The sequence below is a fragment of the Paenibacillus sp. FSL H7-0735 genome, assembly GCF_038008505.1.
Classification (GTDB): Bacteria; Bacillota; Bacilli; order Paenibacillales; family Paenibacillaceae; genus Paenibacillus_AQ; species Paenibacillus_AQ odorifer.
This window is the reverse complement of record NZ_JBBOZH010000001.1, coordinates 1,300,726-1,327,035: the sequence shown is the minus strand read 5'-3', so window position 1 is coordinate 1,327,035 and position 26,310 is coordinate 1,300,726. Positions and strand designations below refer to the sequence as shown.

Below are 26,310 nucleotides of genomic sequence, written 5' to 3'. Positions count from 1 at the left end.
CTTAAAGATACTTAACTTAAAGACAACCAGAGTTTACTACTCTTGAGATAAATAATTTTTAAAGGTTGTGTACTTCATGGGATTTCTAGACAAACTATTTGGTAGAACAAAAATTGAGGAGGAACAAACAATGTCAAAATTAAACATCGGTATTATTCTCGGAAGTACTCGTCAAGGTCGTTTAAGCCCGCAAGTAGGAGAATGGGTTAAAAAGATTGCGGATGCACGCGGGGATGCTAATTATGAGATCATAGATATTGCAGACTTCAAGCTTCCACTATTGGGTGAGGCTGATGCAACTGAACAAGCAACAGCTTGGAACACTAAACTTGCTACACTAGACGGTTTCGTATTTATCGTACAAGAATATAACCACAGTATTTCTGCATCACTGAAAAATGCACTCGATTATGCCCGTGAAGCTTGGAATAATAAAGCAGCAGGTATCGTAAGTTATGGTTCCGTAGGGGGCGCTCGTGCAGCTGAACATCTACGCGGAATCTTGGGAGAACTATCTGTAGCAGACGTTCGTGTACACCCTGCGTTGTCACTGTTCACTGATTTCGAGAACGGAACTGTGTTTAAACCAGCGGATCTGCATCTTACCAATCTTAATGGGATGCTGGATCAAGTCTTGGCTTGGAGTGGCGCATTGAAAACTCTACGTTAAGATAGAACGCCTTACGCCTCTGTTATGTTATGAAGTACACCCTTTAGAATAGACATTCGATAAACCTATGGTTTGTCCAGTCGATTCTTGAGGGTGTATTTTTTATGTGTGACGAAATGACCACCCTGTGTAGAATCTAATCTGGTATAATCGGCGGGGATTTTAATCTACAGCAAGGAGCAATGATCATGTGGTTTATGTTTGCATTATTAACAGCCTTCGCTTGGGGAGGGGCTGACTTATTCTATAAAAAGGGGACCGATAGTCAGGATCGGTATAGCCATATTAAGATTGTCATTTTCGTGGGCATAGTCATGGGTATTCACGCGACAGCTTATATGCTCATTCAAGGATTGACCTTTGATCCTATAGACTTAATCCGATATTTCCCTGTGTCTGCACTCTATATCCTGTCGATGGCAGTCGGTTATATTGGACTTAGATATATTGAGTTATCCATTGCCTCCCCCGTACAAAATTCATCAGGCGCTGTAACGACGATATTATTATTTATCTTTTTCACCCATGAGCTAGGGGCGCTTGAAATCGTTGGTGTTGCCGTTATCACCTTAGGCATTATCGGGATCGCCATCTTGGAAAAGAAAGCAGAACACCAAGCGCTTCAAAAAAGTGCCGCACAGATTGATAAAAAATATCAGATGGGTGTGATCGCCATCATTTTTCCAATCCTATACTGCCTAATCGATGGACTTGGCACCTTTGCCGATGCTATTTATTTGGATGAACTCAGCCTGATTAGCGAAAAAGCAGCTCTGCTCGCGTATGAATACACCTTCTTTATATGTGCCATCTTGTCTTTTACATACCTGAAATTTTTTAAAAAGGTAAAGTTCAACCTATTTAAAGAACGGGATAAGGGCTTCGCAGCCATTCTGGAAACGACCGGACAATTCTTCTACGTATTTGCTATGTCCAGCAACGCCATTATCGCGGCACCACTTATTGCTTCATACAGCATTTTTTCCGTAATATTATCGCGCATCTTCCTCAAAGAAAAACTAAGCAAGGCACAATATGCCGTTATTATCGTTGTGATTCTAGGGATTGCTTTGTTGGGGGTTGCGGACGAGCTGTAGCTTCGGTACACAAAAAGACCTGCTAAGTAGGCTTCATTGCTTACTAGCAGGTCTATTCTATAGTTGCTTATTCCGGCCTATCTATTGTAAAAATCTCTCCAAGAGTTGCGTAATTATTTCCCGCCAAGCGGCTCACAGCGTTTAGAACTCTCGGGTCAATGTGCCCCTCCTGATAGATCGATTCATCGATATGGAATTGAACAATTTCGCCAATAAACAAGTCACTCCCAGGTTCTTCACCCCCTAGAGGGATTGCTTGAACAAGCTTGCACTCCATCCGCACCTTCGCTTCCAAAACGCCAGGCACAGCTACACTTGTACTTTGAATCGGTGTAAGATTCGCCAATTCAATTTCACTTTCAGAAGCAGGTAATGTGGCTGCAGTCTGATTGATCTTCGCAACATTCTCCTCATCTACAATATGCACAACAAACTGTTGATTATCGTAAATATTACGGGCTGTATCTTTTAAACGGCCTGCCGGTCTTTGAATAGCCAATGAAACCATTGGAGGATTGGACGAAACGATATTAAAATAGCTAAAAGGTGCACCATTTAAGAGACCCTCTTCTGATTGTGTTGTGACAAAGGCTATAGGTCTAGGAATAATAGTGCCAATTAATAATTTGTAATTTTCCCGCTCACTGTTGTGCTTTGGATCAATTGAAATCAATTTCCTCAGCCCCTTCTTCACTCTTTTACAAAGTCGATCGTACTTCTAATGGTATTAATAGGACGGACTAACTTCTCAATTTGCTCACGTTTAGGTTCCAAGAAAGGTGGCAAAGAAAGCTTCTCGCCAACGGTTTCATATTCCTCATCTCCCATAAATCCTGGCCCGTCAGTGGCAAGCTCAAACAATATTTGTGGTGCTACACGTGTATACAACGACTCGAAGAAGTGACGATCTACATATCCTGAAGTTTGGAATCCAAAGCCTTCAAAACGCTCTGTCCACTCGTCAAGCATCGCACGATCCTCTACACGGAATGCAGCATGGTGAACAGTCCCAAAACCTTGGCGTGAATTCGGTAAGAACTCGTTATGCTCTACAATAATTTGTGCACCGTTTCCGCCTTCGCCAACTTCAAATAAATGATACGTCTCTTCCTGAGCAATTTCTTTAAACAACATCACTTTCTCCAATACTTCTTTGAAGTAGCTGAAGTCAGCAATTCGTACAAAGATCGGTCCCAAGCCCGTTATTGCATACTCCAAAGGGATAGGCCCTTTTTGCCACGGTGTACCTGATACGACACCTTTATTCAATTCATCTGAAATAAGTTGATACTGTTGATCATCGAAATCTACGAAGGATATTGTCTTTTTGCCGAATTGCTCTTTAATGCCGGTATGCTTCACTGCAAGCCGATCAAAACGCTTAACCCAGTAGTCTAATGCAGCATCTGTTGGTACCCGGAAGGATGTCTTCGCAATCTCGTTAGTTCCATGAACCCCTTTAGGGATGTTAGGAAAATCAAAGAAGGTCATGTCTGTTCCGGCGCTGCCCTTATCATCTGCAAAAAACAAATGATACGTCTGAATATCATCTTGATTAACTGTTTTCTTCACTAGACGCATACCTAACACGTAAGTAAAAAACTCGTAATTTTTCTCTGCGCTGCTTGTGATGGCTGTAACGTGGTGAATCCCTTTTAAGTTTCTCATTGTTATACACTCCTAATGTTTAGTTGATTTTGACTCGTAATATAATTCCCAAGAACAAGAAGGTTTAGTTTAATTATCTTAATGTTAAGATATCACTTTAAAAAAAGATCTTTTTCTACTGTACAAGCTCTTTGGTGGATAGTATCGAGATTTTTTATCTTCACTTTAAATATCTTTAACTTAAGATAAGTTTAGCACTGAATCTGTAGGAAGTCAACGCTTTGAAGCTTATCATATAAAAAAAGCTCCACACAAGTTCAATGAACTCGTATGAAGCCGGGATATTTTATATCATCTCATTAGGTTAAGTTATGATGCTGAGTGATGACCGCTACTTGGCTTTGATGATCCATCTTATAACATATCAACGTAATCACACAGGCCAATATCGCCAGGATGGCAGCAGCTACAGGAAGAGAGATTAATCCTCCATGCCCGGCAACCACTCCACCGATCGCGGACCCGCCTGCAATTCCCAGGTTTGAGGCTACTGGATTCAATGAGGCAGCAAGATCCTTCGTTTTTGGTGAGAACTGCTTAGCTAAGTCAATCAAATAGAGCTGTGCAGGGGCGCTCACAATACTCGACATCATGGCTAGAGCCATTAGCACAATCATTCCAAGAATGGAAACAGATGCGGTCATACTAAAGATAACATAGACCACAGCTTGGATAAGGAACACGAATCTCAGCTTACTAACCGCATTCCCGGTCGCAACCTTGCCACCAATCCAGTTGCTGACAATCGTGGCAATTCCGTATACAAACAGCACACCGCTAACCGAGCTTTTAGGAACATTCATGACTTGCTCCAGAATAGGTGTAATGTAAGTGTACATCACAAATACGGCTCCCACTGCTGTAACCGGAATGAGAAATGCAAGAATAATGCGGCCGTTTGTGAGCAATCCAATCTGATCTTTGAGTGAGCTAGGCACAGGTTTCGGTAATTGGCGTGGAATATAAATATAATTTAGAACTATGGCAACTCCAGCTAATATCCCATTCAGAACAAACGCTGCTGGCCAATTAAAAAACTGCCCTACAAAAGTACCGATCGGCACACCAAAAACATTCGCAATAGCAAAACCACTCAAAATTGTAGCAATCGCTTTGCCTCTCTTCTCCTGATCAACCGCTTCATTCGCTACCGTAATGGCTACAGAAAGAACAAAGCCACATAGTATGGCAGTAACTATTCTAGTCACCAGCAGCATACTGTAAGTTCCAGTTACAGCACTCCACAAATTCAGCAGCAGAATCAATACAAGTGATACAAGAATCGTAATCCGTTTCGGAACACGGCTGCACAAGGACATCATAATTGGTGTGCCAATGGCATAAGAAATCGCGAAGCCAGATACCAAGCCCCCGGCTGTCGCAAGCGTAACTCCGAGGCTTGAGGATATTTCAGAGAGTAAACCAACAATAATATACTCCGTCGTACCCAGAATAAAAGCCATAAAAGTAAACGAGAAAATCAATGCGTTCTGACGTGTTGTTTTCATGGTGCTCTCCATCCTGTTTATCTCTATTTTTATATGAACATACCTTACTCATAATAATCATTTAGACTATATTGAGCAATCCTATTTTTCATAAAAAAAGAAGCTTCCCACAAGTTCAAAGAACTCATGAGAAACTTCTAGTTTAAGCCGGTGGCAAAATAATTAAGGTAATGACTTGTTCCTCGGAATAAGATCTGGCTGTTCCAGGTCCATCCGCATCTGCTTTGAACTTAATGAGATAGGTCCCGGGTGCCGGCATCACTTTATTATGAAGTTCAAAAGCGATATCCGAAACACCTATGTTACTTCCTGTGAAAGTTAACGTATGCCCATTATTGCTAATTTGATCACTCGTCGGATGTGTCCATCCACTAATGGTATAATAGTCGTTTGTGGTAAAGATCATGCCTTCCAACGTTACCTGAATTTCAGCATTCGTAAAGCTTTCTCCGGAGAAAAAGTCGAAGCGAATGCGCGATTGTGTAGAACCCGTTATCAGTTGTTTTGTTTTTGAACCGCCGCCTCCGTCAAAGCCATATATAGAGCTAGTAACCGTAGGTGTGGTCAGAACGCCATTAACAAGCTCAATCGTAACCACATGTGCAGCGTCCTTCGCTGATTCATTATTGGATGAATCCTTAGCGGTAATCACGAAAGTATACGTTCCTGCGGTTAGATCCCCAATATTGGCCGCACTCACAGATCCATCTGCTGCACTAGTGCCTAATGCGATGGCTGTTCCTAATTCGTCGGCATCTACTTCACCGTTCTCATTCGCATCCGTCCACAGGTAGGCTTGTACCGCTGCTCCTTGCTCCCCGATGGCTCCCGCTAACCCGCGAAGCTGATCTTGTGTCCCGTTGTAGTTGTCGATCGCCTCGAACTTGGCTGCGTCCACTACTGGTGCACTCGTATCCGGAACTTCGTTTTTGCTCAAGGTCACCGTAACCGCATGTGCAGCGTTCTTCGCTGATTCATTATTGGATGAATCCTTAGCGGTAATCACGAAAGTATACGTTCCTGCGTTCAGATCCCCAATATTAGCCGCACTCACAGATCCATCTGCTGCACTGGTGCCTAATGTGATGGCTGTTCCTAATTCATCGGCATCTACTTCACCGTTCTCATTCGCATCCGTCCACAAGTAGGCTTGTAGCGCTGCTCCTTGCTCGCCAATGGCTCCCGCTAACCCGCGAAGCTGATCTTGTGTCCCGTTGTAGTTGTCGATCGCCTCGAACTTGGCTGCGTCCACTACCGGTGCAGTCGTATCCGGAACTTCGTTTTTGCTTAAGGTCACCGTAACCACATGTGCAGCGTCCTTCGCTGATTCATTATTGGATGAATCCTTAGCGGTAATCACGAAAGTATACGTTCCTGCGTTCAGATCCCCAATATTGGCTGCACTCACAGATCCATCTGCTGCACTAGTGCCTAATGCGATGGCTGTTCCCAATTCGCCGGCATCTACTTCATTGTTCTCATTCGCATCCGTCCACAGGTAGGCTTGTACTGCTGCTCCTTGCTCGCCAATGGCTCCCGCTAACCCGCGAAGCTGATCTTGTGTCCCGTTGTAGTTGTCGATCGCCTCGAACTTAGTTGCGTCCACTACCGGTGCAGTCGTATCCGGAACATCGTTTTTGCTTAAGGTCACCGTAACCGCATGTGCAGCTTTCTTCGCTGATTCATTATTGGATGAATCCTTAGCGGTAATCACGAAAGTATACGTTCCTGCGTTCAGATCTCCAATATTGGCCGCACTCACAGATCCGTCTGCTTCACTGGTGCCTAAAGCGATGGCTGTTCCTAATTCGTCGGCATCTACTTCACCATTCTCATTCGCATCCGTCCACAGGTAGGCTTGTACCTCTGCTCCTTGCTCCCCGATGGCTCCCGCTAACCCGCGAAGCTGATCTTGTGTCCCGTTGTAGTTGTCGATCGCCTCGAACTTGGCTGCGTCCACTACTGGTGCAGTCGTATCCGGAACTTCGTTTTTGCTTAAGGTCACCGTAACCGCATGTACAGCTTTCTTCGCCGATTCATTATTGGATGAATCCTTAGCGGTAATCACGAAACGATACGTTCCTGCGTTCAGATCACCAATATTGGCCGCACTTACAGATCCGTCTGATGCACTAGTTCCTAATGCGATGGCTGTTCCTAACTCATCGGCATCTACTTCACCATTCTCATTCGCATCCGTCCACAGGTAGGCTTGTACTGCTGCTCCTTGCTCGCCAATAGCTCCCGCTAACCCGCGAAGCTGATCTTGTGTCCCGTTATAGTTGTCGATCGCCTCGAACTTGGCTGCGTCCACTACTGGTGCACTCGTATCCGGAACTTCGTTTTTGCTCAAGGTCACCGTAACCGCATGTGCAGCTTTCTTCGCTGATTCATTATTGGATGAATCCTTAGCGGTAATCACGAAACGATACGTTCCTGCGTTCAGATCACCAATATTAGCCGCACTCACAGATCCGTCTGCTGCACTGGTGCCTAATGTGATGGCTGTTCCTAATTCATCGGCATCTACTTCACCGTTCTCATTCGCATCCGTCCACAGGTAGGCTTGTACCGCTGCTCCTTGCTCCCCGATGGCTCCCGCTAACCCGCGAAGCTGATCTTGTGTCCCGTTGTAGTTGTCGATCGCCTCGAACTTGGTACTTTCAACCACAGGTGCATTTGTATCTGAATTACTGCTATGCTCACTTTGCGAAGACGAAGACCCTCTAACAACAGGAGTAGGCACTGTTACCGGTTCTTTGCTCGGTTGAGCAGTTGGGGTGGAAGCGGGCTGCTCAGTGTTTCCGTTCTCCTTAAACTTCAGAAACTTAGAAGCTACTAGAGCTACGGCCTGACGATCTACTTTGGTATCAGGATTAAAAAAATTATTATATCCTGTAATCAATCCATATTCCACAGCGGCAGCTATAAAATCCTTAGAATAATCAGCAATTTGGCTACTATCAGCAAATTGCAAAGTTCCAGCTTTACCCGTAGGATTGAATCCCAATGCTCTCACGAACATGACGACCATATCCTGACGTGATAAATTTTGCCCCGTACCGAAAAGATTACTGCCTGTACCCTTAATCAATCCGGCTTTGACAGCTGCCTCCACATAGCTGTATGCGTAGTTGCTTGTGGGAACGTCCAGAAAGGTTGGCAGTGCAGGAGGGTTCGAAACATCCAGCTTTAATGTCTTTGCTAAAATAATTGCAAAATCCTGCCTTGTAATATTCGACGTAGGATAGAACTTACTCTCTCCAACACCGGTCACTATCCCCTGATCGAATAGCTCAACAATCGCTTTCTTTGCATATGAGCCATCAATATCAATAAAGGAAGCAGCTGCCGATCCTTTGGTCGGCATAATGATAGGGCTTGATAATACAGCAGCAGCCAATATAGAGCTTATCCATTGCTTTTTGTTCACTTGCTTATCCCCCTGTTCTTTGGATGCGTTATGTCGTTTGTCTATAATCGATTCGTTAACACGATTCGACTTTATATTACAAACTTTTCATCTACAGGATTATAACAAGTATCAATAAACAGATTATAAACAAATAGCCATGGACGAACATTCACACATCATGGATTCTGTGCATCAAACGAAAAAAAATGATACTATGTATGATGGGTATAGGACTTTGCTATCCTTATATCGTTTTTATATATTACAACAAGAGGAGATAATATGAGTAACGAACAAAACTTTTGGCTTGATTTACCGAAGCCGTTTTTTATATTAGCACCCATGGAAGATGTCACAGATGTTGTATTTCGTCACGTCGTTAGTGAAGCTGCAAAACCCGACGTATTTTTCACAGAATTCACAAATACAGAAAGCTATTGTCACCCTGTAGGAAAAGACAGTGTACGTGGTCGATTAACATTCACAGAAGATGAGCAACCGATTGTCGCTCATATTTGGGGTGATAAACCCGTATTTTTTGAACAGATGAGCATTGATATGAAAAAACTTGGTTTTCGTGGTATCGATTTAAACATGGGATGCCCGGCACAAAACGTCGCTTCGAATGGAAAAGGTGCTGGATTAATAAAACATCCTGAAGTAGCAGCAGAAATTATTCAAGCAGCAAAAGCAGGTGGATTGCCGGTTAGTGTTAAAACAAGATTGGGTTACTCTGATGTTGACGAGTGGCGCGATTGGCTAGGACATATATTGAAACAAGATATTGCGAACCTTTCCATTCACCTTCGTACAAAAAAAGAGATGAGTAAAGTAGAGGCACACTGGGAACTAATCCCTGAAATAAAAAAATTGCGCGATGAAATTGCTCCAAATACGTTGTTAACTATTAATGGAGATATTCCTGACCGCGCAACAGGATTAAAATTAGTAGAACAATACGGCGTTGATGGAGTCATGATTGGCCGCGGTATTTTCACCAATCCATTTGCCTTTGAAAAAGAACCTAAAGAACACAGCGCGAAGGATTTTCTCAATTTACTTCTTTTACAGTTGGATCTTCACGATAAATATTCAAATGAACTTGAGCCACGTTTATTTAAACCACTTCTTCGCTTTTTCAAAATCTATGTTCGTGGATTTAGAGGCGCAGGTGAACTAAGAAACCAATTAATGGATACAAGATCAACTGATGAAGTACGTCGGTTAGTAAAAACTGTTTTAGAGCAAGAATTAGATTAAATTATACCCACAAAAAAATGAGAGACCTCTCAAAAGTTCAATGAACTTATGAAAGGTCTCTCATTTTTGTACTATGTGGTCAAATGGTGTTTCCTCTCAAGGAAACTCATCATCGAATTGCTTCGATAATGATTTCCTTACATCATGCCACCCATCAACATAGTAATTGCGCATTACGTGAATACAGCGATATAACGGCTAATTTCAACTTAATGAGTAGCGCTATATATGTAATACGCGCATTACTAAACATACTTTTATGGGCAAATTATGGGCAATTGGATTGCGTTGCTCTAAAGCAGAGGAGATCACATGAACATAGATAACATTACTCCTGGCCTTCGCGTCCGTATCATAGACGGGTTCCATATCGGTAAGATCGGCATTGTGTTAGCGAAAGGAACAAAAACTGTCTTGCTCGATATTGGAGAGCCATTACTTATTAGTGTGCTGCCAGAACATCTAGAACCAGCACCTGAAGATACACTTAAGCCAGGATGGGAAGAATTCGAGATATAAGCGCACAAAAGCCCTGCTGCCGTAATGGCGAGCAGGGCTTCACAATGTGCTATGTAGTTACTGCTATAATCTCCGACATTTCGATCCAATCCCACTCCTCGTCAGACCAGCGTAGTTTGATTCGCTTCAGCTGCCGGTCCACCTGCATAACAATCCCTTTCGCAATTCTTTCATTAAAGGGGTCGAACAGTTCAAGATTTACAGGTGCATGATCCTCCATGGAATGATACAACGCCAGGTCAATTAGTTCCCACTCCTGAGGATCAATCTCTGGTTTCACTTTCCGTAGTTGCTCGTGTTCATCCTGGATGATTCGAATCGCATGTTCTGGTAGCATCATACGGCTACTCTCCCATAGACCATTACCTTCTAATTTCTTTCTCATACAGATTACCTCCTAATCCCTCTTTGCTCGGTACCAGTTCAGCATTCCTAGAGCCTACCAAACTTATCAATGATAATTAATTATTATAACAGCCGTTTACGCAATGTATCCTCAAGCATGACGGATTACCTGTAATGACCGAGGCGTACGTCCATGGCGTTGGATATATCCCTTTGCTGTCAATTTTTCAAGCAATCCTTGTGCTGTTGAGCTAGATGCCAGCCCGATTTCCTCCATGATCTCCCGTACAGTTGGAGGGTACCCTTGAGCTTCCGAAAGTTTGATGATCGCTTGCAGCGCAGCATATTGTCGTGGAGTTAATGTATTCATGCTATCATACCTTTCCTTACTGGCTGCCATGCCAGTATATTGGATTCTCGGAACGCTCGTGGTGCGCCTGATTGCAAGTCGATTGCTCGAACTAAGCCGTTACGGATCCCGAGAACCTCAATCTTACGCTGTGTAATTTTACCCACTTTATCCATATAAACAATTTCTATGCTTTGGCCAATTCTCATTTTCACGTGTGATCGCCCCCAATAAGAACGCATGTTTGCATTATAACCAAACATACGTTCGAAAATCAATGTAAAAAAATACCCCATTGAAAATTATGATTAACAGGGGTTTATGTATAAGTTCACAATTCAAGTCTATTCCAACGAAGCCTACGCTTGACTCTTAATAAAAATCCACCAACTTGCGTATACCAAGCAGCTAACTCAAACCATTTAAAATAACTAAAAAAGAAGAAGCCCAGTGTTAACTAGACTTCTTCAAACGATTTTAAATTAAAATGTGTATTATTTAAATATTAGTACCAAGTACCTGAACCGGAAGTGTTAAATTCTATATAAGCTTGGTAAGGATAATAACTAAAATTGTCATGATAATCTTTCACACCTACCAAAAGAGTAGAAGTAACAGCATATGTTCTGCTAGCATCGATTTTTACACCATCATAGTTTAGATTTGAAACCGTAGTAGTAGAGCTGGAACCGTACATATAAAATCCATTGATATCTCCAAATATGTAAGAAGACCCTCTAGTCTCCCTATTATAAGAAACATAAGCTCCTAAATTTCCTGAATGTCCAGAGAATTTGACATACTTTGATACTGAGCTTATCTCTACAGATCTAGGGGATATACTAGCTACTCCTTCCCTTTCAACCGAAGCATTCTGAGATCTTACCAAAGCGTCTTCCCACAGTGCTTGTGATTTTTTGTTGTGAGTATCAAGTTCGGATAAAAATTCGTTTAACTCTGTTTCAGAATTAACTTCCACTGTAAAAATAACATTTTCGCTTAATGCTTGAGCTTCACTATCGACAGGCTCGGTAGCGGCATTTGCCGCAATAGGAATTGACAAGCTGAGACAGATAGCCATTGTACTCACGATAATTTTTTTTAGACCTTTGTTCATAAAATGTTACCTCCCATTTTTATTATCTATCACTGCATAAAATGCAATAATAAAAGAAATAAAATTAATTGAAATAACACATGACAATAATGCAATTTCACTGCTACCATATGGAGGTAGAATTTTGAAATAAATGAATAGCATTAAATTTGCTAGCGGAAATGATAGTAATGATAAAATTATACTCGGTATTATTTTTTTCATATTTTCTCCTCCGTTGTAATCGTTATATAATATATACTAGATTTTGTCAATAAATCCAGTAAAAAAATATCCAAATTCAAACAATTGTATGACATAGTATCCAATAAATCATTAATGCCTATAAGAGTGTGATAGACTTAAATTTTCAACATTTTAAAATAAGAAACCGAAAACCTGATTTCGAAACAAAAAAAACAAACAGTTAAAGCTGATTGGTTATTTGATATATTGCTTATGCCAAAACCATCCTAAACTCAAATTCATTTCTCATGTAATAAGCATCAGCAACCTTAACGCTAACTGGACTCCATTTCTGAACTGGACCACCACAATCAATTATACAGCCAGCTAGATCACCACGGCATTCAAGTATATCTACCTGTGACTGTGACATAGCAGCCGTTAGGAATTCTGCATCTGTCTTTAGGACTTTGTATATATTACTCAATATGATCACTCATATGTATTTAATACCCGACCTAATTTTTCCCACGTAAAAGTATGTATCTCTATATTGATAGTTTTCATTATTCATAAGTATAGATTAATCCATTTGGAACATTATGTATATGAACTCTATATCTATGGTATGAAACCACCTATTACTTAGGTCTCATCAGCTTATTCCATATATCGCCAATATACTACTTTTGTAGTAGAATTATCTCAACATAATTCATATAGCAACTCCCTCAACCGATGAGGATTATAAAAGGGTGTACGATGGATAATACAAATGAAGGAAATGAAGTTTTAAATGACGATGAAGAGCAAGCAAATAGAATAGAGGCATATTCTTTTTTCTCTGATATGATGGGAAAATCTACAGAGACCGCCTTACTTGCGATGAATAAGAAAAATAAGATGGAGAATGTCGCTATCTTCGTGGATTACGATAATGTGTACTGGACACTGATGAATAATTATTCTCATGATCCAAACGATTCTAACCCAACAAAGAATTTATTTGACCGCCTTTGGAGTCGTTACGGTCAAGAGCATGTCAGGACATTCCGATCTTATGCAGATTTCGAAAAGATTAAAACCCAGCTAACAAGCTTACAAAAAAAGAGAGTTCAAATTAGACATGTATACTCAAATGGGAAAGATGGAGATAACAAGAAAAATTCGTCAGATATTGAATTATGCATTGACGCTATTGAAAATACATATAAGGATCCAAGCGTCTCTTGCTATGTATTTGTAACAGCAGATAGTGATATGATTCCAGTAATTAGTAGAATGACATATAAAGGTAAACACGTTGAGCTATTTTATTTGTCAAACTCTGCCCCTCGTCATATAGACATGACTAGCTTTGCGAATTATAGCGAAGATCTCCTGACATTCTTAAATGTAGATGTCAAAGAATTCTCGCTAAAAGATTATACAGTACCCACTATAAAGATTATTGAGCAATGGCATACCCAATATGACAAAACAGAGAAATTCCTTGGTAAGCCCTATTTAAGGGACCAAATAGCGCATAAATTTTCTATTCCACGAAATTCAGCAAGTGAGCTTATTGAGCAGCTCTATGTTGAAAAACTGATTACTGACGGTATTAAGGCGTTAGCTAGTGGCGATAAAAAATCTTCAATCTGTATCACTGAAAAAGGACAACTTCTTATTTATTCAGCAGATGTAGTTGCCAAAGAAGTTGCATCAACAAACCAAGTATTACCAACAATTATTAAATAGTCGTTTATTAGTTGACAACCAACTATAATTTGGGTAATATTACCTTACTATTAATTATTCGTTATTGAATGAATTCGCTATTTATTATCCGTTATGTAATATTCATTAGAAAAAGAGACGAGGATATCCCCGTCTCTTTTTCATTGTCGCCATTAAAGTCTGTGAGCACCATACTATTCTATAACCGTATAGTCTTTGTCACTTCCAGATTGCTTATGCCCCTTGTACAATCACCCTTCTCTTAAGCCAGTAGGCAAATGCTTTACTCTTTTGTTGTCCCTGATCTATTACTAAACGCCAGCTCAAATAATCCCGTTGCTGATAGTCCCGCTAGGCCGCCCGACCATAATCTAAGCACTAAGCCTAACTCTGTAAACGGATATGCAGCCGCGCCGATCAACAGGCCGATAACTAATCCTATCAAGGGCAATATATTTTTAGGTACGTTAAACGAAGTCTTTACGAACTGCACTCCTGCCAACACAAAAACAGCGATCACCGAAGCGAACGCCAGTACATCCGTTAAGTTTTGATTGTCCATACTTTACTTGTCCCCCTTTTGCTGCGCTGCCAGCCCAAGCCGATACAGAATTGTAATTATCCGTGCTTCCGAATATGTTGCTGATCCCGGTGTATCAATAACTGGCTTGCCATTGAGGGCTGACGGCGTATGTGCAAACGCCTGTAAAGCCTCCTTGGACCATGCAGGAGGGTTGGTATTCGTCAATTCCAACAGTATTGTGCCCAGTTCCTTAATCTCCGCAGCCTGCTTAAGAGACTGTTCTTTAAGTACATCTTTGCTATTGGTCAAGCCTGTTACGACTTTTGATAGCTCCCTCACTTGTTCTTCAAGTTCTGCAATTCTACTCATATTTTCCTCTACCTCCCCTTTTAGTCGATCTATAATAGCCGTTGCTTTTGCCATTGCTGTTTCAGATGGCTTGATACCAGCTCTCAGCTGAGTAAGTGTTAAACCAAAGACCATTTGAAAATGAGGATAATCCTTAAATGTTGTCCAGTCGCCTCCCCACTCAAATCCGAGCTTCTTGGCCTCTTCCACCACTTCTATCCAGTCTTTGATGTTGTTTCCGTTGTAGTCTTGGTTCATATCCCATGAGACACTGGATCCATTTGGCAGCAGCAAAGCGAAATCAACAGCCAAACCAAAATTGTGATAACTATACCCGCCTTTAGCATTGGTCACGATAGATCCGGGTTTTGTACGCCCTTGTGCATAGAGAGCGTCTTGTTCCGCAATAGTTCGTAATCCTTGAGTAATAACAATAGGCACTCCCCGAGCGTAACAGCGTTCAATTAAAACTGTCGCAGCAGCCATTACTACCGGGTGCAATCCTATCAATCTCGTAGATGATTTACTTTTCACTTGATCTAAGGTTAACATTACGCCCCTCCTTTAAATAAAAAAGCAATAATAGCGAAGATAGTACCGGCCAGAACGTATTTAAGTAGATCGATAAACACTTTCCGTTCGCTCTTACTATCCGTTTGCGATTGTTGTAATAACTGAAACACACGAGAATCCAATGTATCCCACCGCCGCATAATCTCGTTGAATTGGATCTTCATTTCGATTGTGGATTCTTTGATTTGTTTTACATCTTCCTCATGTCTAGACTGCTTCTCTTTAAGCAATCGCAGCTCAGTGCTAAATGTGGCATGTTCTGCGCCGAAGCGCATCAACTCGTCGGACATTCCGGACAAACGATTTTCAACATCATCCATACGATTCTCCAAGGCTACACCTCCGGTCCCTCCTCCTGAATTGACTCCCCCAACTGACATAAAACAACTCCCCTCTCTATCTATTGATCAATATAAAAAACAGCCCCCGGATCAGATCCGAGGGCAAAATAAAAACGCCTGCTATTCGGCGTTGGTTGTAATCTCTGTAGCTTGTTCGGCAGTGATTTTTTTTGCTGTGACAAATACCTGTACCTGCTCTCCCGTATACAACCCTGCGTCAAAGTATCGCTTAACCAGTGCGTACCAGTTCATTTATAGCACACCTCCTTCCACGAGGCTCAGGAGTAAGGCTGCCTGATCTTGTTCCGCTTGATCTTGCCTAGCCTGCGTTTGCACTAGCTCCAGTAATAAAGCTGCGTTATCAGCGCGTAGTTGCTCGGTTTCCGTCAGCTCTGGCGGCTTATTAGCTTCGGCTTCCTGGTAGGCTGTCCAGGCTGCTTGAAGTTCAGCTTCAGTGGGTTGGGGTTTGTCCAGGTTCCACACTGCAATATGTGGACCTCTCTCAACTAGGTCGTAATCTTCGCCCTCGGTAAGCAGATTATAGTCGATGCCGTAACAGTAGTGTATTCCCTCAACGGGCTGCTCTCCTTTTTCTGGCGGCTTGATCTCGTATAGAACACGTCCCTTTTCTTCTGCCCCAGGACGTAATACAGGTTCTGGGCCGTTGTTTTGAATAACAAAATCTCGTAAAGGTATCGCCTCTGGATAAATGAAAATAATAGCATCTGCAATATTCATTATGTCGCCTCCTTATGCTATCTGTGTAACTGTGAAGTGGGTATGTGCTGGGCCAAAATAAGTTGTTACTGCTACGCTGGGGTAACAGAACAGTTCTACAAAGGCGCCGGCAGGTAAGTATAAGCAGGTCGCGCCCTGAGTAGCTGTACCTGGACCGGCAACACCACTAGGAGAAAATGATCCAATATCCGATTCCCTATTCCCATTAACAAAAACACTCAGACTTATAGCATTCCCCGGAGCGATTGGACCAAGACTAACAGAGCCAGAAACCAAATACCAACCGGTTTTTTTCGCTGTGAATCTATTTAAAGTTGTATTAAATTCATTTGAAAAATCTTGATGCATTACATTAAACGCCAACTTTGAGAAAGCATTCGGTGCAATAGTTGCTGCACTACCCATAGAGGCCCTCATAACACTACGAGCATACATTGTATTATCTCCCCATGGGTTAATAACGCCAATGCTGTCAGAAACAATCCCACCTTCATTTGTTTCCATTTTAATAGACGAGCCGATAAAGGAACCACTTATCTGAAGCCTACCGCCATATGCGGCTCTATGTCCTACCCTGTTAGCTGATCCGGTACAGTCCTGCACAAGAACCTCGCTATTAACATAGGCAGTTATAGCTGTATCTGTTTTACCAACTATTATGCAGTTGACTACATACGCCTTTGCATGGTCAATCCAGAAAGCACTTTGGGCAGTGGACACATCCGTCCTGCAATACTGAAATAGTACTTCATTTGCGTTATAGGCAACAAAAGCTTTATTAGTTGTAACTGTACTATTTATGCCTATCACAGTGACGCGACATGAGCACCTAGTTACAATTGCACTTCCAGTTATTGTGTGGGTTGTTGCAGCAGAAGCTGCTCCTGAGATTGCTACTGTGCCCTGACCACAAAATCCAGCAACATATATATCTCCAGTGTATGTCCCCGCAGTTACCATGATAGTGACTGTGTGGTTAACAACTGTAGGTATCATACTAATAGCTTTAGCAATTGTTTTAAATGCAGTCCCTGGAGATAGTCCTGTGGCAGAATCATTACCTACTGTACTTACGTAGTAGGTAATGTCTGCTGTTGTTTGTTGCGGTGTAGTATCTAAATTGGGTTTACCGTTCCAGTTAGACTTTTCTGTGTCAGTCGCAAATCTATGAGTAGCATCCTCAGTAATCATAGTTGCTGGATGATTTGCTGGATGAACATAGTTATTTGCTCCTGTGGCGATTCCATCGAGCTTTATTTTGTCAGTTGCCCGCATCAACCCGTCACTTTGCGGTGCTGCTGAAACAAGAGTATTCGGTGCTTTTCCATTCCATGCTGTCTTTTCAACATCAGTTACAAATCGATTACTTGCATCTTGCGCGATTATAGATGGTGGGTGAGTTGCCGGGTGAGTATAGTTCGTTGCTCCTGTTGCGATACCCGCCAGCTTTGTTTTCTCAGCTGCTGTGTAATCATTGGTAGATAACTGTTTACCTGAGACCTTATCAACCTTGTTATTAACAGTCGTGTCTAAGATATCCATATTTCCGTTCAAATCGGCAATATCAACGATATCTGTTCCTTCGGGCTTCTTTAAGCCCAAATTTCCTGTGGTTTGCATGTGTCACTCTCCTATCCAAAAGTTCTTAAGTCGTTCCACGTTCCAGCGTTGGCATTATTCCAAGTTATAGCTTTAAGCGAATCCCAATATGTGTACGTATAAGCAAACTCATAGGCCAAGTGTGCCGGCTTGATTTCATCGAGTATCTGAATTAGCCCAGCCATATTCGGTGGAATGCCTAGAATGCCTATGAATCGGACGATAAATCGATATTCCCCTGGAACTTCTTCTACCGATACATCCCCACCAGCAAAAGCCGATGCTGTTCGTTGAATCATTTCGGGTGTCGTTGTGCCTGTGCCTCGTCTTTTAGCTTTGACCATTTCACGTCTACTGACATAAGACTTTGATGGATCCGAGCTTAATCCAAGTTCAGCCTCCCAACGCGCAAGGCTCCATGTTGCAGTTTCAACATATGCCTGATCTAGCACCTCTTGAACCCTCGTAGTTAAGCCATATATTTCAATTCCTAATGATTGCTGCAGTTCTTCTATTTCTTGAACACCCTTGTAATATGTCGGTAGGTATTTCATAAGATCAACCGTACTTACATCGTCTATATCCTCTAATTCATTAGCCGTGAAAAGAAGAGTGCTATATAAAGATTCTCCATAGCTCAAACATCACACCCCCTTTAATTGGTTCCATGTTACGGAACCCTTACTCATATATTCGGAGTGCGTATGTGTTGAAGGTGGATATGTTGCTGGTTTCCCAGCTACACCGGACCAAGGGACAGCATCAGCGTTGGCAGCATAGTCCACTTTGCCATCATTGTTCGTATCATAAATACTTTTAAGCATATCTCCTGAGCTTTGAGCAGCCACCAGCAAGACATTGCCATTTGCTGTACCAATATAGAGTTTGCTTGTATCAGTACAATAGCCAAGTTCACCGATAGCTAGTGTTCCGATGGCACTTTCCAAACCTCGTCGGATCTGGATCATTACTTTTCTAGCCATTGCCTCGCCTCCTAGAACGTGCCCCCATCGATCGTAGCGACCGTAAGTTTATTCCCATTGGTCGCGTCATAGACGATACTGGAAGCATCAATATTAGCCTCGATCCCGGTCGCGTTAACAACAATGCCTTTACCTGGCTTAGCAGCTACCGTAGTAGAATCTACAACAATCCCGTTTCCAGCTCCTACCGTCAATGTAACGGTATCTGATTGACCACCACCAGTAAGACCGTTGCCCGCTGTGATCGTCTGTAGGGCACCACCAGTCCTAACCCATGCCGTTCCATTCCAGCTGTAGATCTTTTGCTCATCATCCACATATGCAGTCCAACCTACAGCAGGGGTATAGTAAGCCCAAGCTCCAGACTGATACTCTGCTATTTGGTTTGTCTTACCTGCCCATACCCCTGTCGCTGATGCTGGAATGATATAACGGTCCGCTTCTGCTGGACTTGCTGGTGGCGCTAATAAATGTTGATCTTTTACCGATGCTTGTGGTTCGATATTATGTTTTGCTAATTCGATTTCATTTTTGATTTTTTGTGCGGACCAGATATCGGTAATGGCTGTACCAGAATCATTAATGACTCGGTGTTTAGCTGCATCATCAATATGGCTTTTAATCTCAGCTGCAGTTTTAGTATTCGTGCCATCTGACACCTTATTGATATGTCCTGCACTAACATCAGCCTTTAATATCTTTGCATAAGTAGCGCCATCCGCTATATTATCTAGCGTCCCTGTTAAATCACTGAGTGCTTGGGCGTTCACTCGCCTCCAAGCTACCCCATCATCAAAATAAAGATATCCACTATTTGCCCCGCTCGTTACGTAAAACAAACGTCCAACCGATGCAGCCACCGGACGCGAAGCCTCTGCACCTGACAAAGCTCGCCCAACCATTGAGTTTGTTGTACCGTCTCCGATATATATTTCTTTCGTATCTATACAAAAACCCAATTCACCAACAAGCAATGCACCATAAGTGCTAAGTTGAGCTTTGGTACCACGTTTTATTTGTATCGTCTGTGCCATCTTATACCCCTCTCGTAAATGAACCACCATCTATAAGTCCACTCGATTTATACCTCTCTACCTCTGTTTGTGTGGCTGTTACAGACTTTTGTAGCACATTAATATCGTCAGCCTCTACCGTGTCCCCTGGTGTTTCATAGGATACGTAAACTTCATCAGCTCCACTAAATATCTTAATTAACCTGCGCCATGGTGCATCACTCGGAATGGTTAACGTCCAGTTTGTCAATTTATCACCCGTCAATTTACTACCACTATAGACTTGGACAGTAGCGTTATTGATATTATCGTGATTCAGTAACCCTTCATAAACGCCTGCTACAAGTGTTATCCGTTCCTCGATAACATAGTTGTTTCCCGTTGGGTTTTTATTCAACTTCTCCTGAAATACATCAACTTTACTCGGGTAGGCCATGTTACACCCCCAATTCCACAATACCGATCAATGGCACCTCTTCTTCTGTAAGAACAATGTTCCCAACAGCTCCATTGAGTAGCAACCCAAGATAATCAATAACACCGTCAGTCCCTAAAAGGATTGATCCAATTACGGCCTGACTTACATAAGTAGATACAAAAGACGCTGACTTACGCCAAGTCTCCAATCGCTCCAAAAAGGAATTTTTTACACTCTGCAAGCTATAACCAGGCGCTAAAGTTACCTTGGCTGATATATTGATCGTCTTACCGATTGCTGAAGTAACTGTGACTACTGCCCCAATAGGCGCTTGTCCTTCACCTTTCCCAGCAGCTGGATCAATATAGTCTTGTACTTGATTCACAAGAACGCTTGAGGCTGGGGCACCTTCTGTATTTACAATGACAACTTTTACGGTCTTCGGACCTGACCATAATGGGAATACACGAGCTCCACCCACTCCGGAAACTTCAAGAGCCCATTCAATATAATGATATTTATTCCCGCTGGTTGCTGGACGTCTGGCAGAATCAAGGTACCGCTGCCGTAATGCATCATCTGTCTCTCTATCAGTCCCAGGGATAAGTAACTCCGTCAATTCAGCCCTTGCTAGATTATTAATAAAATCGATAGGAATTAAGGCTCCGAAGTGCTGATTACCCGTAACTCCTTCAACCTCTGCCTCAAGACGATACTCTCCTAATGAGAGTCGAGAGATTGCTTTATAGTTGATTGCACCAATAGCAAAGCGACTACCAACTGGGATATCCATTAAGGTGTTAGAAGCATTATAAAAAAGCCCTCTTAGTTGGGCTTTTGTTGCCTTCTTGCGGGTAACACCAGACCACGCAATCGATCTATCCAGATAATCGCCACTAGCTGTATCAGCAAATATTAAATTTGCGTTGATATCCAACTCAACATACATCTGAGCTAATTCCATTGCTGCTGGAGCCATAGCATCATAAATAATGCTACCTTCTCGCTTGTCCAGCCCATCTGGTACCCGGTCTAGCATCCGTTCTAAGATCGTTTCAAACGTTTGATTTTCATACACCGCCATTCACCTCCAATCGGTCTGTATAGTTTCCGTAATCACTCTCTAGGTCAAACAAGACGAGTACCGCATCGCCATCATAGTTAAATCTAAAGTTGGTTACAGAAACGATACGATCATCCTGAAGTAACGCTTCCCTAGTCCAGCGTTCCACTTCGGTTTCAAATACCGCCCGGCCCCGCACCGCTCCAACATCTGCCTCACTACCGTAATTGTCACTGTAAATCAGGTTTTCAAATCGGATTGTCGAGAGTATTTTTATAACTGCCTGTTTTACGGCATCCAATCCATCCACTACCACGGATCCTATACGCCCATTTACAAGGTCTAGTTTATAAGTAAGACTTGGTTGGGGTGTATCCTCCATATCCTCATTCAGCAGCACGTTATCGCTCTGTGGTATCAAACGCTCACCACCCTATCCATGATTACGTAGCGTTGACCACCTTGCATGCGGATAAGTAAAAGTTTATCTCCGGTAGCTAACGGCTTACGAATTACGTATTCTTGGATTCCTATTGTTATTTTCTGTTCAGATAAGGTTTCCGGAACAATTAAAAAATCCTCCATAAGTGAAAGCCGATTATCGACCAACACTACAAGAGGATTAATTTTTTCTACAATTCCTAGCTGTACCAGAACTGGACCAGCAGCATTCACCGCTTCAGTGGCAGCGCGTTTTATCGCATCTATCATGATCACACCAACCTTAGCTCTAAGTCCATGGTATGTACTCCGCCTTCTTTCTTATGAGTACATTCATCGACTAGGAAGAATTTATTTATGTTCATTGCGTTGATATATAAATTAACGTAGCATCCTGCACGCATTCGGTAATCTCCAAGGGCCTCTATACTAAGCGTCCGCTTCTCTCGATTCTTCATGAACAGTTGCTGTGTTAGTTGCTCGGTAATTTGAGCCTGATTCAGATTCTCATCTACTGACTCGTAGAGTTGTAGCAATCCCCACTTAGCAATGCTGGCGCTATCCTTGGTAACGTAAGTTTCCCGCTTACCAGTCTCCTTGTTGTCTCTGTACAATACAATTTGATTGTATGTCTCATCGTCAATGTTGCGACTGTAAGAATAATCCGTCATGAGTGAATCATCACCCACCACAAAAGGAAAGCGCATATTAGAAGTATTACGTATCGTCAAGCTCCCAAAATCGTCAAAGAATACGAAGTTGGTCCCGTAGTTAATCAGGGTCTCATCTAACGCCATGCAGATCATATCGATAAACGTTTTATCGTCACGGATCTGGGAAGGAATAATGTATTTTGTATCTTCCAGCGTTCCGGTCTTGAGCTGCATGTCTTGAGCGATCTTTTGAACTACCTGAGTTGCTGTCTGTTTCGTAAATACATAAGTTCCGCTATTCATCAGATACCGGATCTGATCATAAGCAAGGATGCTTATTTCTTCCGTCTTACCAGTTTCAACACTGAAAATATATCCGTAGAAAACCTTATGTCCCTCATCTGTGTACCTAACCACATCACCATTGTTCAGTTGGAATTTTTTATCTTGCCACGGGCCATGGTCTACAAGGGTGAATTCTAAGGATGCTGCCTTACCTATACGGATCGTCTTCCAAGATATATCAGTAACGATGCTGGAAACATCCCAGACAGTGCCATTTTTATTATCGATCAATAATTCCATGTATCATCACCCCGGTAGCTTCAGAACAGAGCCGATTTTGAGTGTCTTCAGCTGCGCGTCTGTTAAGCCGTTTAACTTCTGAATCTCTTTCCACCGGCTACCGTCACCGAGTTCTCTTTTAGCTATCTTCATCAAGGTGTCCCCTGATTTGATGGTAACTGTTTTAGACTTGGTACGTTCATCTGCGCGTTTCGCTGGCTCTTTCTTAGTGGTGGTGGTTGTACCAGCTGGTGTTGTATTTGTCTTCAACGTCACCTTTTTAGCAGCATAGAAGACATACTCCTTCAGGCTGATTTCATATTCAAAATCGCCCGGGCTCCCGGCAACCTCTTTATATTTAAATTCTTCGATACTGGCAGCAATATTTATTTTGAGACCCGTTGACGTAAAAATAAACCGGATCGGCTTGCGCTTGTTCATCCAGGTTTCAATTAATTGGATGTAGTCCGCGGGTTGCCCCCAGTTTTTTGATGATACATAGCTTGGTACAGTACCACCGACTGCGATCGCCGGAAAAAAACTACTAAAGCTAATCTCTTTCAGCTTAGCTGCCTTGATTACATTAATTTCACCAAGATCCGTTATATCATAAGTCTCTCCGTCACCTTCCCCGCCAATCTCTATTTCTTCTGGAAGGACGGGGATTTCAAACCAGATAGCACGGTTGTTGAAGCTTAATTCAATGCTATAGCCGTTGTTCATTAGGAGTATACCCCCTTGGCTGTACTTGCCACCTCTTCAGTAAGTATATTGCCGATCTTCTTAACAATGGAATCGACATTAGCCTCATTGGTTACTGGTCCTGTCTTGACCTGAATAGTCGGTGTCAATGTCACAAAGTTTTGAATGTTCTTCATTTCCGCAACATCGCGCATAATCTTCAGGTCTTCTTTAGAGATATCAATAGGCTTCTCTACTTTGCCGACCTTATCGACTTTTTTTAACTTATCAGTTTTTGGAGCTGCAGCAGCTGCGGCACCACCACCAGCAGAAAACCCCATTCCAGCCACCTTATCATCTTTTCCTGATTTTATATTTTTAGCGTTCTCAGCAGCTGCTTCAGATTCACGTTTCGTTGCACGTTCATCTAACATTTTTTGGACTTTAGCCTCACGTTCTTTAGCCTTTGTTGCTGCACTATTCTCCATTGCAGTTATGTTTGCCGCCCTCTGTTGCTTCGCAGCTTCTTCTTCTGCTGCTTTTCCAGCAGCTAATTCTATGTGACTAATAGTCTCAAGTTCAACAAATGGCAATTTGTTCAATGTATTAATCAAATCATTAATACGATCTATTGCACCATTTGCTAAATCCTCCATGAAAATTAATGACTTGGTTTTCGCCCATCCGAACGCATCGGCTATTGCATACCCTACGCTTGTGAATTTAATTGCAACTTGATCAATAAAGTTTAATATTCCATACCAAACCCTAAGAAATCCTGCTGCAAACGCATCATTCGTATTCCACAGTTTTATTAACCACACAATCAAACCTGCCAGAAGAGTTGCCACTAAAATAAATATATTGGCTTTCATAGCTGCGTTTAGTCCTCGCCAAGCGAGAGCCAAACCACCTGTAGCAGCTGTTTGAAGAAACACTGCCGCTGTCATTATTCCTGTTCCAATTGAAGCAAAAATAGAGGCAGAACCAACAGCCATAGATGCAAGTTTCCACGCCGTTAAAGCCGCTGCAATCCCCCAAACGATTGGCTCAATAGTTGTCCAATTCGTAGTAATATAGCTATACACCTGTGCAGCAGCATCCCCTAACGAAACAACAATATCGACAGTTGTGGTGATGCCTTCGCTTAAACCACTCAAAAATTGTTCTCCGTCACTGGTACTTAACCATGCAGTTAGATCCTGTAGCATCTTAGTAATCCTACTAAGAGGGCCTTCAGCCCCGTTAATTGTTCCAATCCATTCAGATACTTTATTTTTCATAATTGTCATTGCCGAACCAAAAGTCATAGGCATTTGACTAAACATCTTATCGATTTTTCCGCTTTGCTTTTCAAAAGCTTTAACAATCATCGCAGATGTTAGTTTACCATCAGCTCCCATTGCTTTAAGTTCCCCGCGTGCTACGCCTAGCCCCTCCGCTAATAGGCTCATCACTGCTGGAGCATTTTCACTAAGGGACCTTAATTCATCCCCTTGTAAAACCCCACTCCCAAGCGCTTGACCCATTTGCAATATAGAGGCAGTCGTTTCTTGGGCTCCTGCACCTGAGATTACCAAAGCTTTGTTGAAGCTCTTCGTGAATTTAATAATATCGTCATCTGTTTTAAAAATACCCTGAGTACTCATAGCGAGTTTAGTGACCATATCCGCCGTTGCTTGGTAGTTTGCCCGAGTATCATTCGCCGCGTCCATTACCTGGCGTTGTAACTCTAGCTGTGTTCGAAGGCCATCATTAACCATTGCTAATCTAGCGTTAGTCAACGCCACATCATCTGATGTTTCCAAAAGTTTTTTAGCTGCAGCAATAGATAGATAAGCTGCGACTACATTTTTGAGGCTACTTAGCCAATTAGAAGTGTTTTTCGTTGCATTATTAATTTGTCCGTTCACCCTAGACTGTAGGTCAGCAATTTGCCGTTCTAACCTAGCGATACGTTCTAGAGCTCTTTGCAATTCACCCGCATCTGCACTGCGTGTTCTTAATTGTCGCGTTGATCTAATGAGTTGAGACACCAAGCGTTGGAGATTTGTAAACATAGCCTCCAAAGACCGAGGTAGCTCAATTCGAATCTGCGCAACGACACTACTTAATTCAGTTTCAATCTGTCTTTTTATAATTGCAATTTGCGAGGAAATATCAGCGGCATCGATTCTTATTTTAATTAACGATTCTTCACCGCCTAACCGCTGCCTGATTACTGCTAATTGTTGTAATACTTCTGTTGAGTTAATGTTTATTCGTACTAGGCTACCTATTCCTAGAGCTGCAATCTGCTGTTTAATCATATCTAAATTACTGATCACATCAAAAGTGCTGATTCTTAATATCATCGGATTCTGCATTTGAGATTGCAATCGTGCCATTAACTGAATAGTCGCTGCTAAAGAAGTGTTAACCTGATTCAAGCGCTGACTAAAGACATCATTTAATGCAAGACTTGCTGCAATGCTTGGCAATATGGCTTCCTCCTTTCTAAACAACATAAAAAAGCACTCCAAGATGGAGTGCTTCGGAAT

Annotated in this window: 29 protein-coding genes; 5 read left to right on the top strand and 24 right to left on the bottom strand. The window is 42.2% G+C overall.

Annotation, left to right across the window (positions count from 1 at the left end):
• Positions 1-130: 130 nt before the first annotated feature.
• Together NSS82_RS06050 and NSS82_RS06045 are read left to right on the top strand one after the other, a co-directional pair.
• Positions 131-670 (top strand): NADPH-dependent FMN reductase, encoded by a 540-nt coding sequence (locus tag NSS82_RS06050; protein WP_036676495.1) that lies wholly within the window; start codon positions 131-133, stop codon positions 668-670.
• A 188-nt stretch (positions 671-858) separates the two neighbouring features.
• Positions 859-1,767 carry an EamA family transporter gene (locus NSS82_RS06045; protein ID WP_076145542.1) on the top strand — a complete coding sequence of 303 codons (909 nt, stop codon included), beginning with the start codon at positions 859-861 and terminating at the stop codon, positions 1,765-1,767.
• 67 nt (positions 1,768-1,834) lie between these two features.
• Here the strand turns inward: NSS82_RS06045 and NSS82_RS06040 are convergent, their stop codons facing one another.
• The 4 genes from NSS82_RS06040 to NSS82_RS06025 form a co-directional block, all read right to left on the bottom strand.
• Positions 1,835-2,440 (bottom strand): flavin reductase family protein, encoded by a 606-nt coding sequence (locus tag NSS82_RS06040; protein ID WP_038568951.1) that lies wholly within the window; start codon positions 2,438-2,440, stop codon positions 1,835-1,837.
• Positions 2,441-2,457: 17 nt separating this feature from the next.
• A complete protein-coding gene (locus NSS82_RS06035; protein ID WP_076145545.1) occupies positions 2,458-3,435 on the bottom strand; it encodes a ring-cleaving dioxygenase in 978 nt (325 codons plus the stop codon).
• A gap of 299 nt (positions 3,436-3,734) precedes the next feature.
• On the bottom strand, positions 3,735-4,943 hold the full coding sequence (locus NSS82_RS06030; protein WP_076273489.1) for an MFS transporter: 1,209 nt from the start codon (positions 4,941-4,943) through the stop codon (positions 3,735-3,737).
• A gap of 142 nt (positions 4,944-5,085) precedes the next feature.
• On the bottom strand, positions 5,086-8,376 hold the full coding sequence (locus NSS82_RS06025; protein ID WP_340960620.1) for an S-layer homology domain-containing protein: 3,291 nt from the start codon (positions 8,374-8,376) through the stop codon (positions 5,086-5,088).
• A 264-nt stretch (positions 8,377-8,640) separates the two neighbouring features.
• On the opposite strand from NSS82_RS06025, the gene NSS82_RS06020 reads away from it, so the two are divergent.
• Together NSS82_RS06020 and NSS82_RS06015 are read left to right on the top strand one after the other, a co-directional pair.
• Positions 8,641-9,618 (top strand): tRNA dihydrouridine synthase, encoded by a 978-nt coding sequence (locus NSS82_RS06020; RefSeq protein WP_036676503.1) that lies wholly within the window; start codon positions 8,641-8,643, stop codon positions 9,616-9,618.
• Between the two features lie 312 nt (positions 9,619-9,930).
• A complete protein-coding gene (locus NSS82_RS06015) occupies positions 9,931-10,137 on the top strand; it encodes a hypothetical protein (RefSeq protein WP_076273767.1) in 207 nt (68 codons plus the stop codon).
• Between the two features lie 49 nt (positions 10,138-10,186).
• Here the strand turns inward: NSS82_RS06015 and NSS82_RS06010 are convergent, their stop codons facing one another.
• From NSS82_RS06010 to NSS82_RS05995, 4 genes are all read right to left on the bottom strand, one after another.
• Positions 10,187-10,522, bottom strand: coding sequence for a YolD-like family protein (locus tag NSS82_RS06010; RefSeq protein ID WP_076273766.1), 336 nt, complete (start codon positions 10,520-10,522; stop codon positions 10,187-10,189).
• A gap of 111 nt (positions 10,523-10,633) precedes the next feature.
• A complete protein-coding gene (locus NSS82_RS06005; protein ID WP_081386751.1) occupies positions 10,634-10,882 on the bottom strand; it encodes a LexA family protein in 249 nt (82 codons plus the stop codon).
• 454 nt (positions 10,883-11,336) lie between these two features.
• Complete coding sequence (locus NSS82_RS06000) at positions 11,337-11,948, bottom strand: hypothetical protein (protein WP_076273764.1); 612 nt, start codon at positions 11,946-11,948, stop codon at positions 11,337-11,339.
• 436 nt (positions 11,949-12,384) lie between these two features.
• The gene (locus tag NSS82_RS05995) at positions 12,385-12,600 is read right to left on the bottom strand and encodes a hypothetical protein (protein WP_076273762.1); all 216 of its coding nucleotides are present in this window, start codon (positions 12,598-12,600) and stop codon (positions 12,385-12,387) included.
• Positions 12,601-12,875: 275 nt separating this feature from the next.
• On the opposite strand from NSS82_RS05995, the gene NSS82_RS05990 reads away from it, so the two are divergent.
• Positions 12,876-13,853: an NYN domain-containing protein gene (locus tag NSS82_RS05990; RefSeq protein ID WP_076273761.1), complete on the top strand. Its 978-nt coding sequence runs from the start codon at positions 12,876-12,878 to the stop codon at positions 13,851-13,853.
• A gap of 262 nt (positions 13,854-14,115) precedes the next feature.
• On the opposite strand, the gene NSS82_RS05985 is transcribed toward NSS82_RS05990, so the two are convergent.
• The 16 genes from NSS82_RS05985 to NSS82_RS05910 all read right to left on the bottom strand — a co-directional run bounded on the left by NSS82_RS05985 (position 14,116) and on the right by NSS82_RS05910 (position 26,250).
• Positions 14,116-14,394 carry a holin gene (locus NSS82_RS05985; RefSeq protein WP_076273760.1) on the bottom strand — a complete coding sequence of 93 codons (279 nt, stop codon included), beginning with the start codon at positions 14,392-14,394 and terminating at the stop codon, positions 14,116-14,118.
• Positions 14,395-14,397: 3 nt separating this feature from the next.
• A complete protein-coding gene (locus tag NSS82_RS05980) occupies positions 14,398-15,255 on the bottom strand; it encodes a M15 family metallopeptidase (protein ID WP_076273759.1) in 858 nt (285 codons plus the stop codon).
• A complete protein-coding gene (locus NSS82_RS05975) occupies positions 15,255-15,656 on the bottom strand; it encodes a hypothetical protein (protein WP_076273758.1) in 402 nt (133 codons plus the stop codon). Before NSS82_RS05975 ends, NSS82_RS05980 begins: the two co-directional genes overlap by 1 nt.
• An 81-nt stretch (positions 15,657-15,737) precedes the next feature.
• Entirely contained in the window at positions 15,738-15,869 is a 132-nt protein-coding gene (locus NSS82_RS05970; protein ID WP_076138696.1) for an XkdX family protein, read from the bottom strand.
• Complete coding sequence (locus tag NSS82_RS05965) at positions 15,870-16,355, bottom strand: XkdW family protein (protein WP_076273757.1); 486 nt, start codon at positions 16,353-16,355, stop codon at positions 15,870-15,872.
• Between the two features lie 12 nt (positions 16,356-16,367).
• Complete coding sequence (locus NSS82_RS05960; RefSeq protein ID WP_076273756.1) at positions 16,368-17,975, bottom strand: hypothetical protein; 1,608 nt, start codon at positions 17,973-17,975, stop codon at positions 16,368-16,370.
• 11 nt (positions 17,976-17,986) lie between these two features.
• The gene (locus tag NSS82_RS05955; protein ID WP_076273755.1) at positions 17,987-18,595 is read right to left on the bottom strand and encodes a putative phage tail protein; all 609 of its coding nucleotides are present in this window, start codon (positions 18,593-18,595) and stop codon (positions 17,987-17,989) included.
• A 3-nt stretch (positions 18,596-18,598) separates the two neighbouring features.
• Entirely contained in the window at positions 18,599-18,937 is a 339-nt protein-coding gene (locus NSS82_RS05950) for a hyaluronate lyase N-terminal domain-containing protein (RefSeq protein ID WP_178944305.1), read from the bottom strand.
• Between the two features lie 11 nt (positions 18,938-18,948).
• Positions 18,949-19,971 carry a DUF2793 domain-containing protein gene (locus tag NSS82_RS05945; protein WP_076273754.1) on the bottom strand — a complete coding sequence of 341 codons (1,023 nt, stop codon included), beginning with the start codon at positions 19,969-19,971 and terminating at the stop codon, positions 18,949-18,951.
• Between the two features lies 1 nt (position 19,972).
• Positions 19,973-20,386: a phosphoglucomutase gene (locus tag NSS82_RS05940; protein ID WP_076273753.1), complete on the bottom strand. Its 414-nt coding sequence runs from the start codon at positions 20,384-20,386 to the stop codon at positions 19,973-19,975.
• Between the two features lies 1 nt (position 20,387).
• The gene (locus NSS82_RS05935) at positions 20,388-21,452 is read right to left on the bottom strand and encodes a baseplate J/gp47 family protein (protein WP_340960629.1); all 1,065 of its coding nucleotides are present in this window, start codon (positions 21,450-21,452) and stop codon (positions 20,388-20,390) included.
• Positions 21,439-21,852: a DUF2634 domain-containing protein gene (locus tag NSS82_RS05930; protein WP_076274087.1), complete on the bottom strand. Its 414-nt coding sequence runs from the start codon at positions 21,850-21,852 to the stop codon at positions 21,439-21,441. The genes NSS82_RS05935 and NSS82_RS05930 overlap by 14 nt, the downstream gene beginning before the upstream one ends.
• On the bottom strand, positions 21,849-22,142 hold the full coding sequence (locus tag NSS82_RS05925; RefSeq protein WP_076104542.1) for a DUF2577 domain-containing protein: 294 nt from the start codon (positions 22,140-22,142) through the stop codon (positions 21,849-21,851). The genes NSS82_RS05930 and NSS82_RS05925 overlap by 4 nt, the downstream gene beginning before the upstream one ends.
• Positions 22,143-22,144: 2 nt before the next feature.
• Positions 22,145-23,110: an XkdQ/YqbQ family protein gene (locus NSS82_RS05920; protein WP_076273904.1), complete on the bottom strand. Its 966-nt coding sequence runs from the start codon at positions 23,108-23,110 to the stop codon at positions 22,145-22,147.
• Positions 23,111-23,116: 6 nt separating this feature from the next.
• A complete protein-coding gene (locus NSS82_RS05915) occupies positions 23,117-23,812 on the bottom strand; it encodes a LysM peptidoglycan-binding domain-containing protein (RefSeq protein ID WP_340960633.1) in 696 nt (231 codons plus the stop codon).
• Positions 23,812-26,250: a tape measure protein gene (locus NSS82_RS05910; protein ID WP_178944332.1), complete on the bottom strand. Its 2,439-nt coding sequence runs from the start codon at positions 26,248-26,250 to the stop codon at positions 23,812-23,814. The genes NSS82_RS05915 and NSS82_RS05910 overlap by 1 nt, the downstream gene beginning before the upstream one ends.
• Between the last annotated feature and the right edge of the window lie 60 nt (positions 26,251-26,310).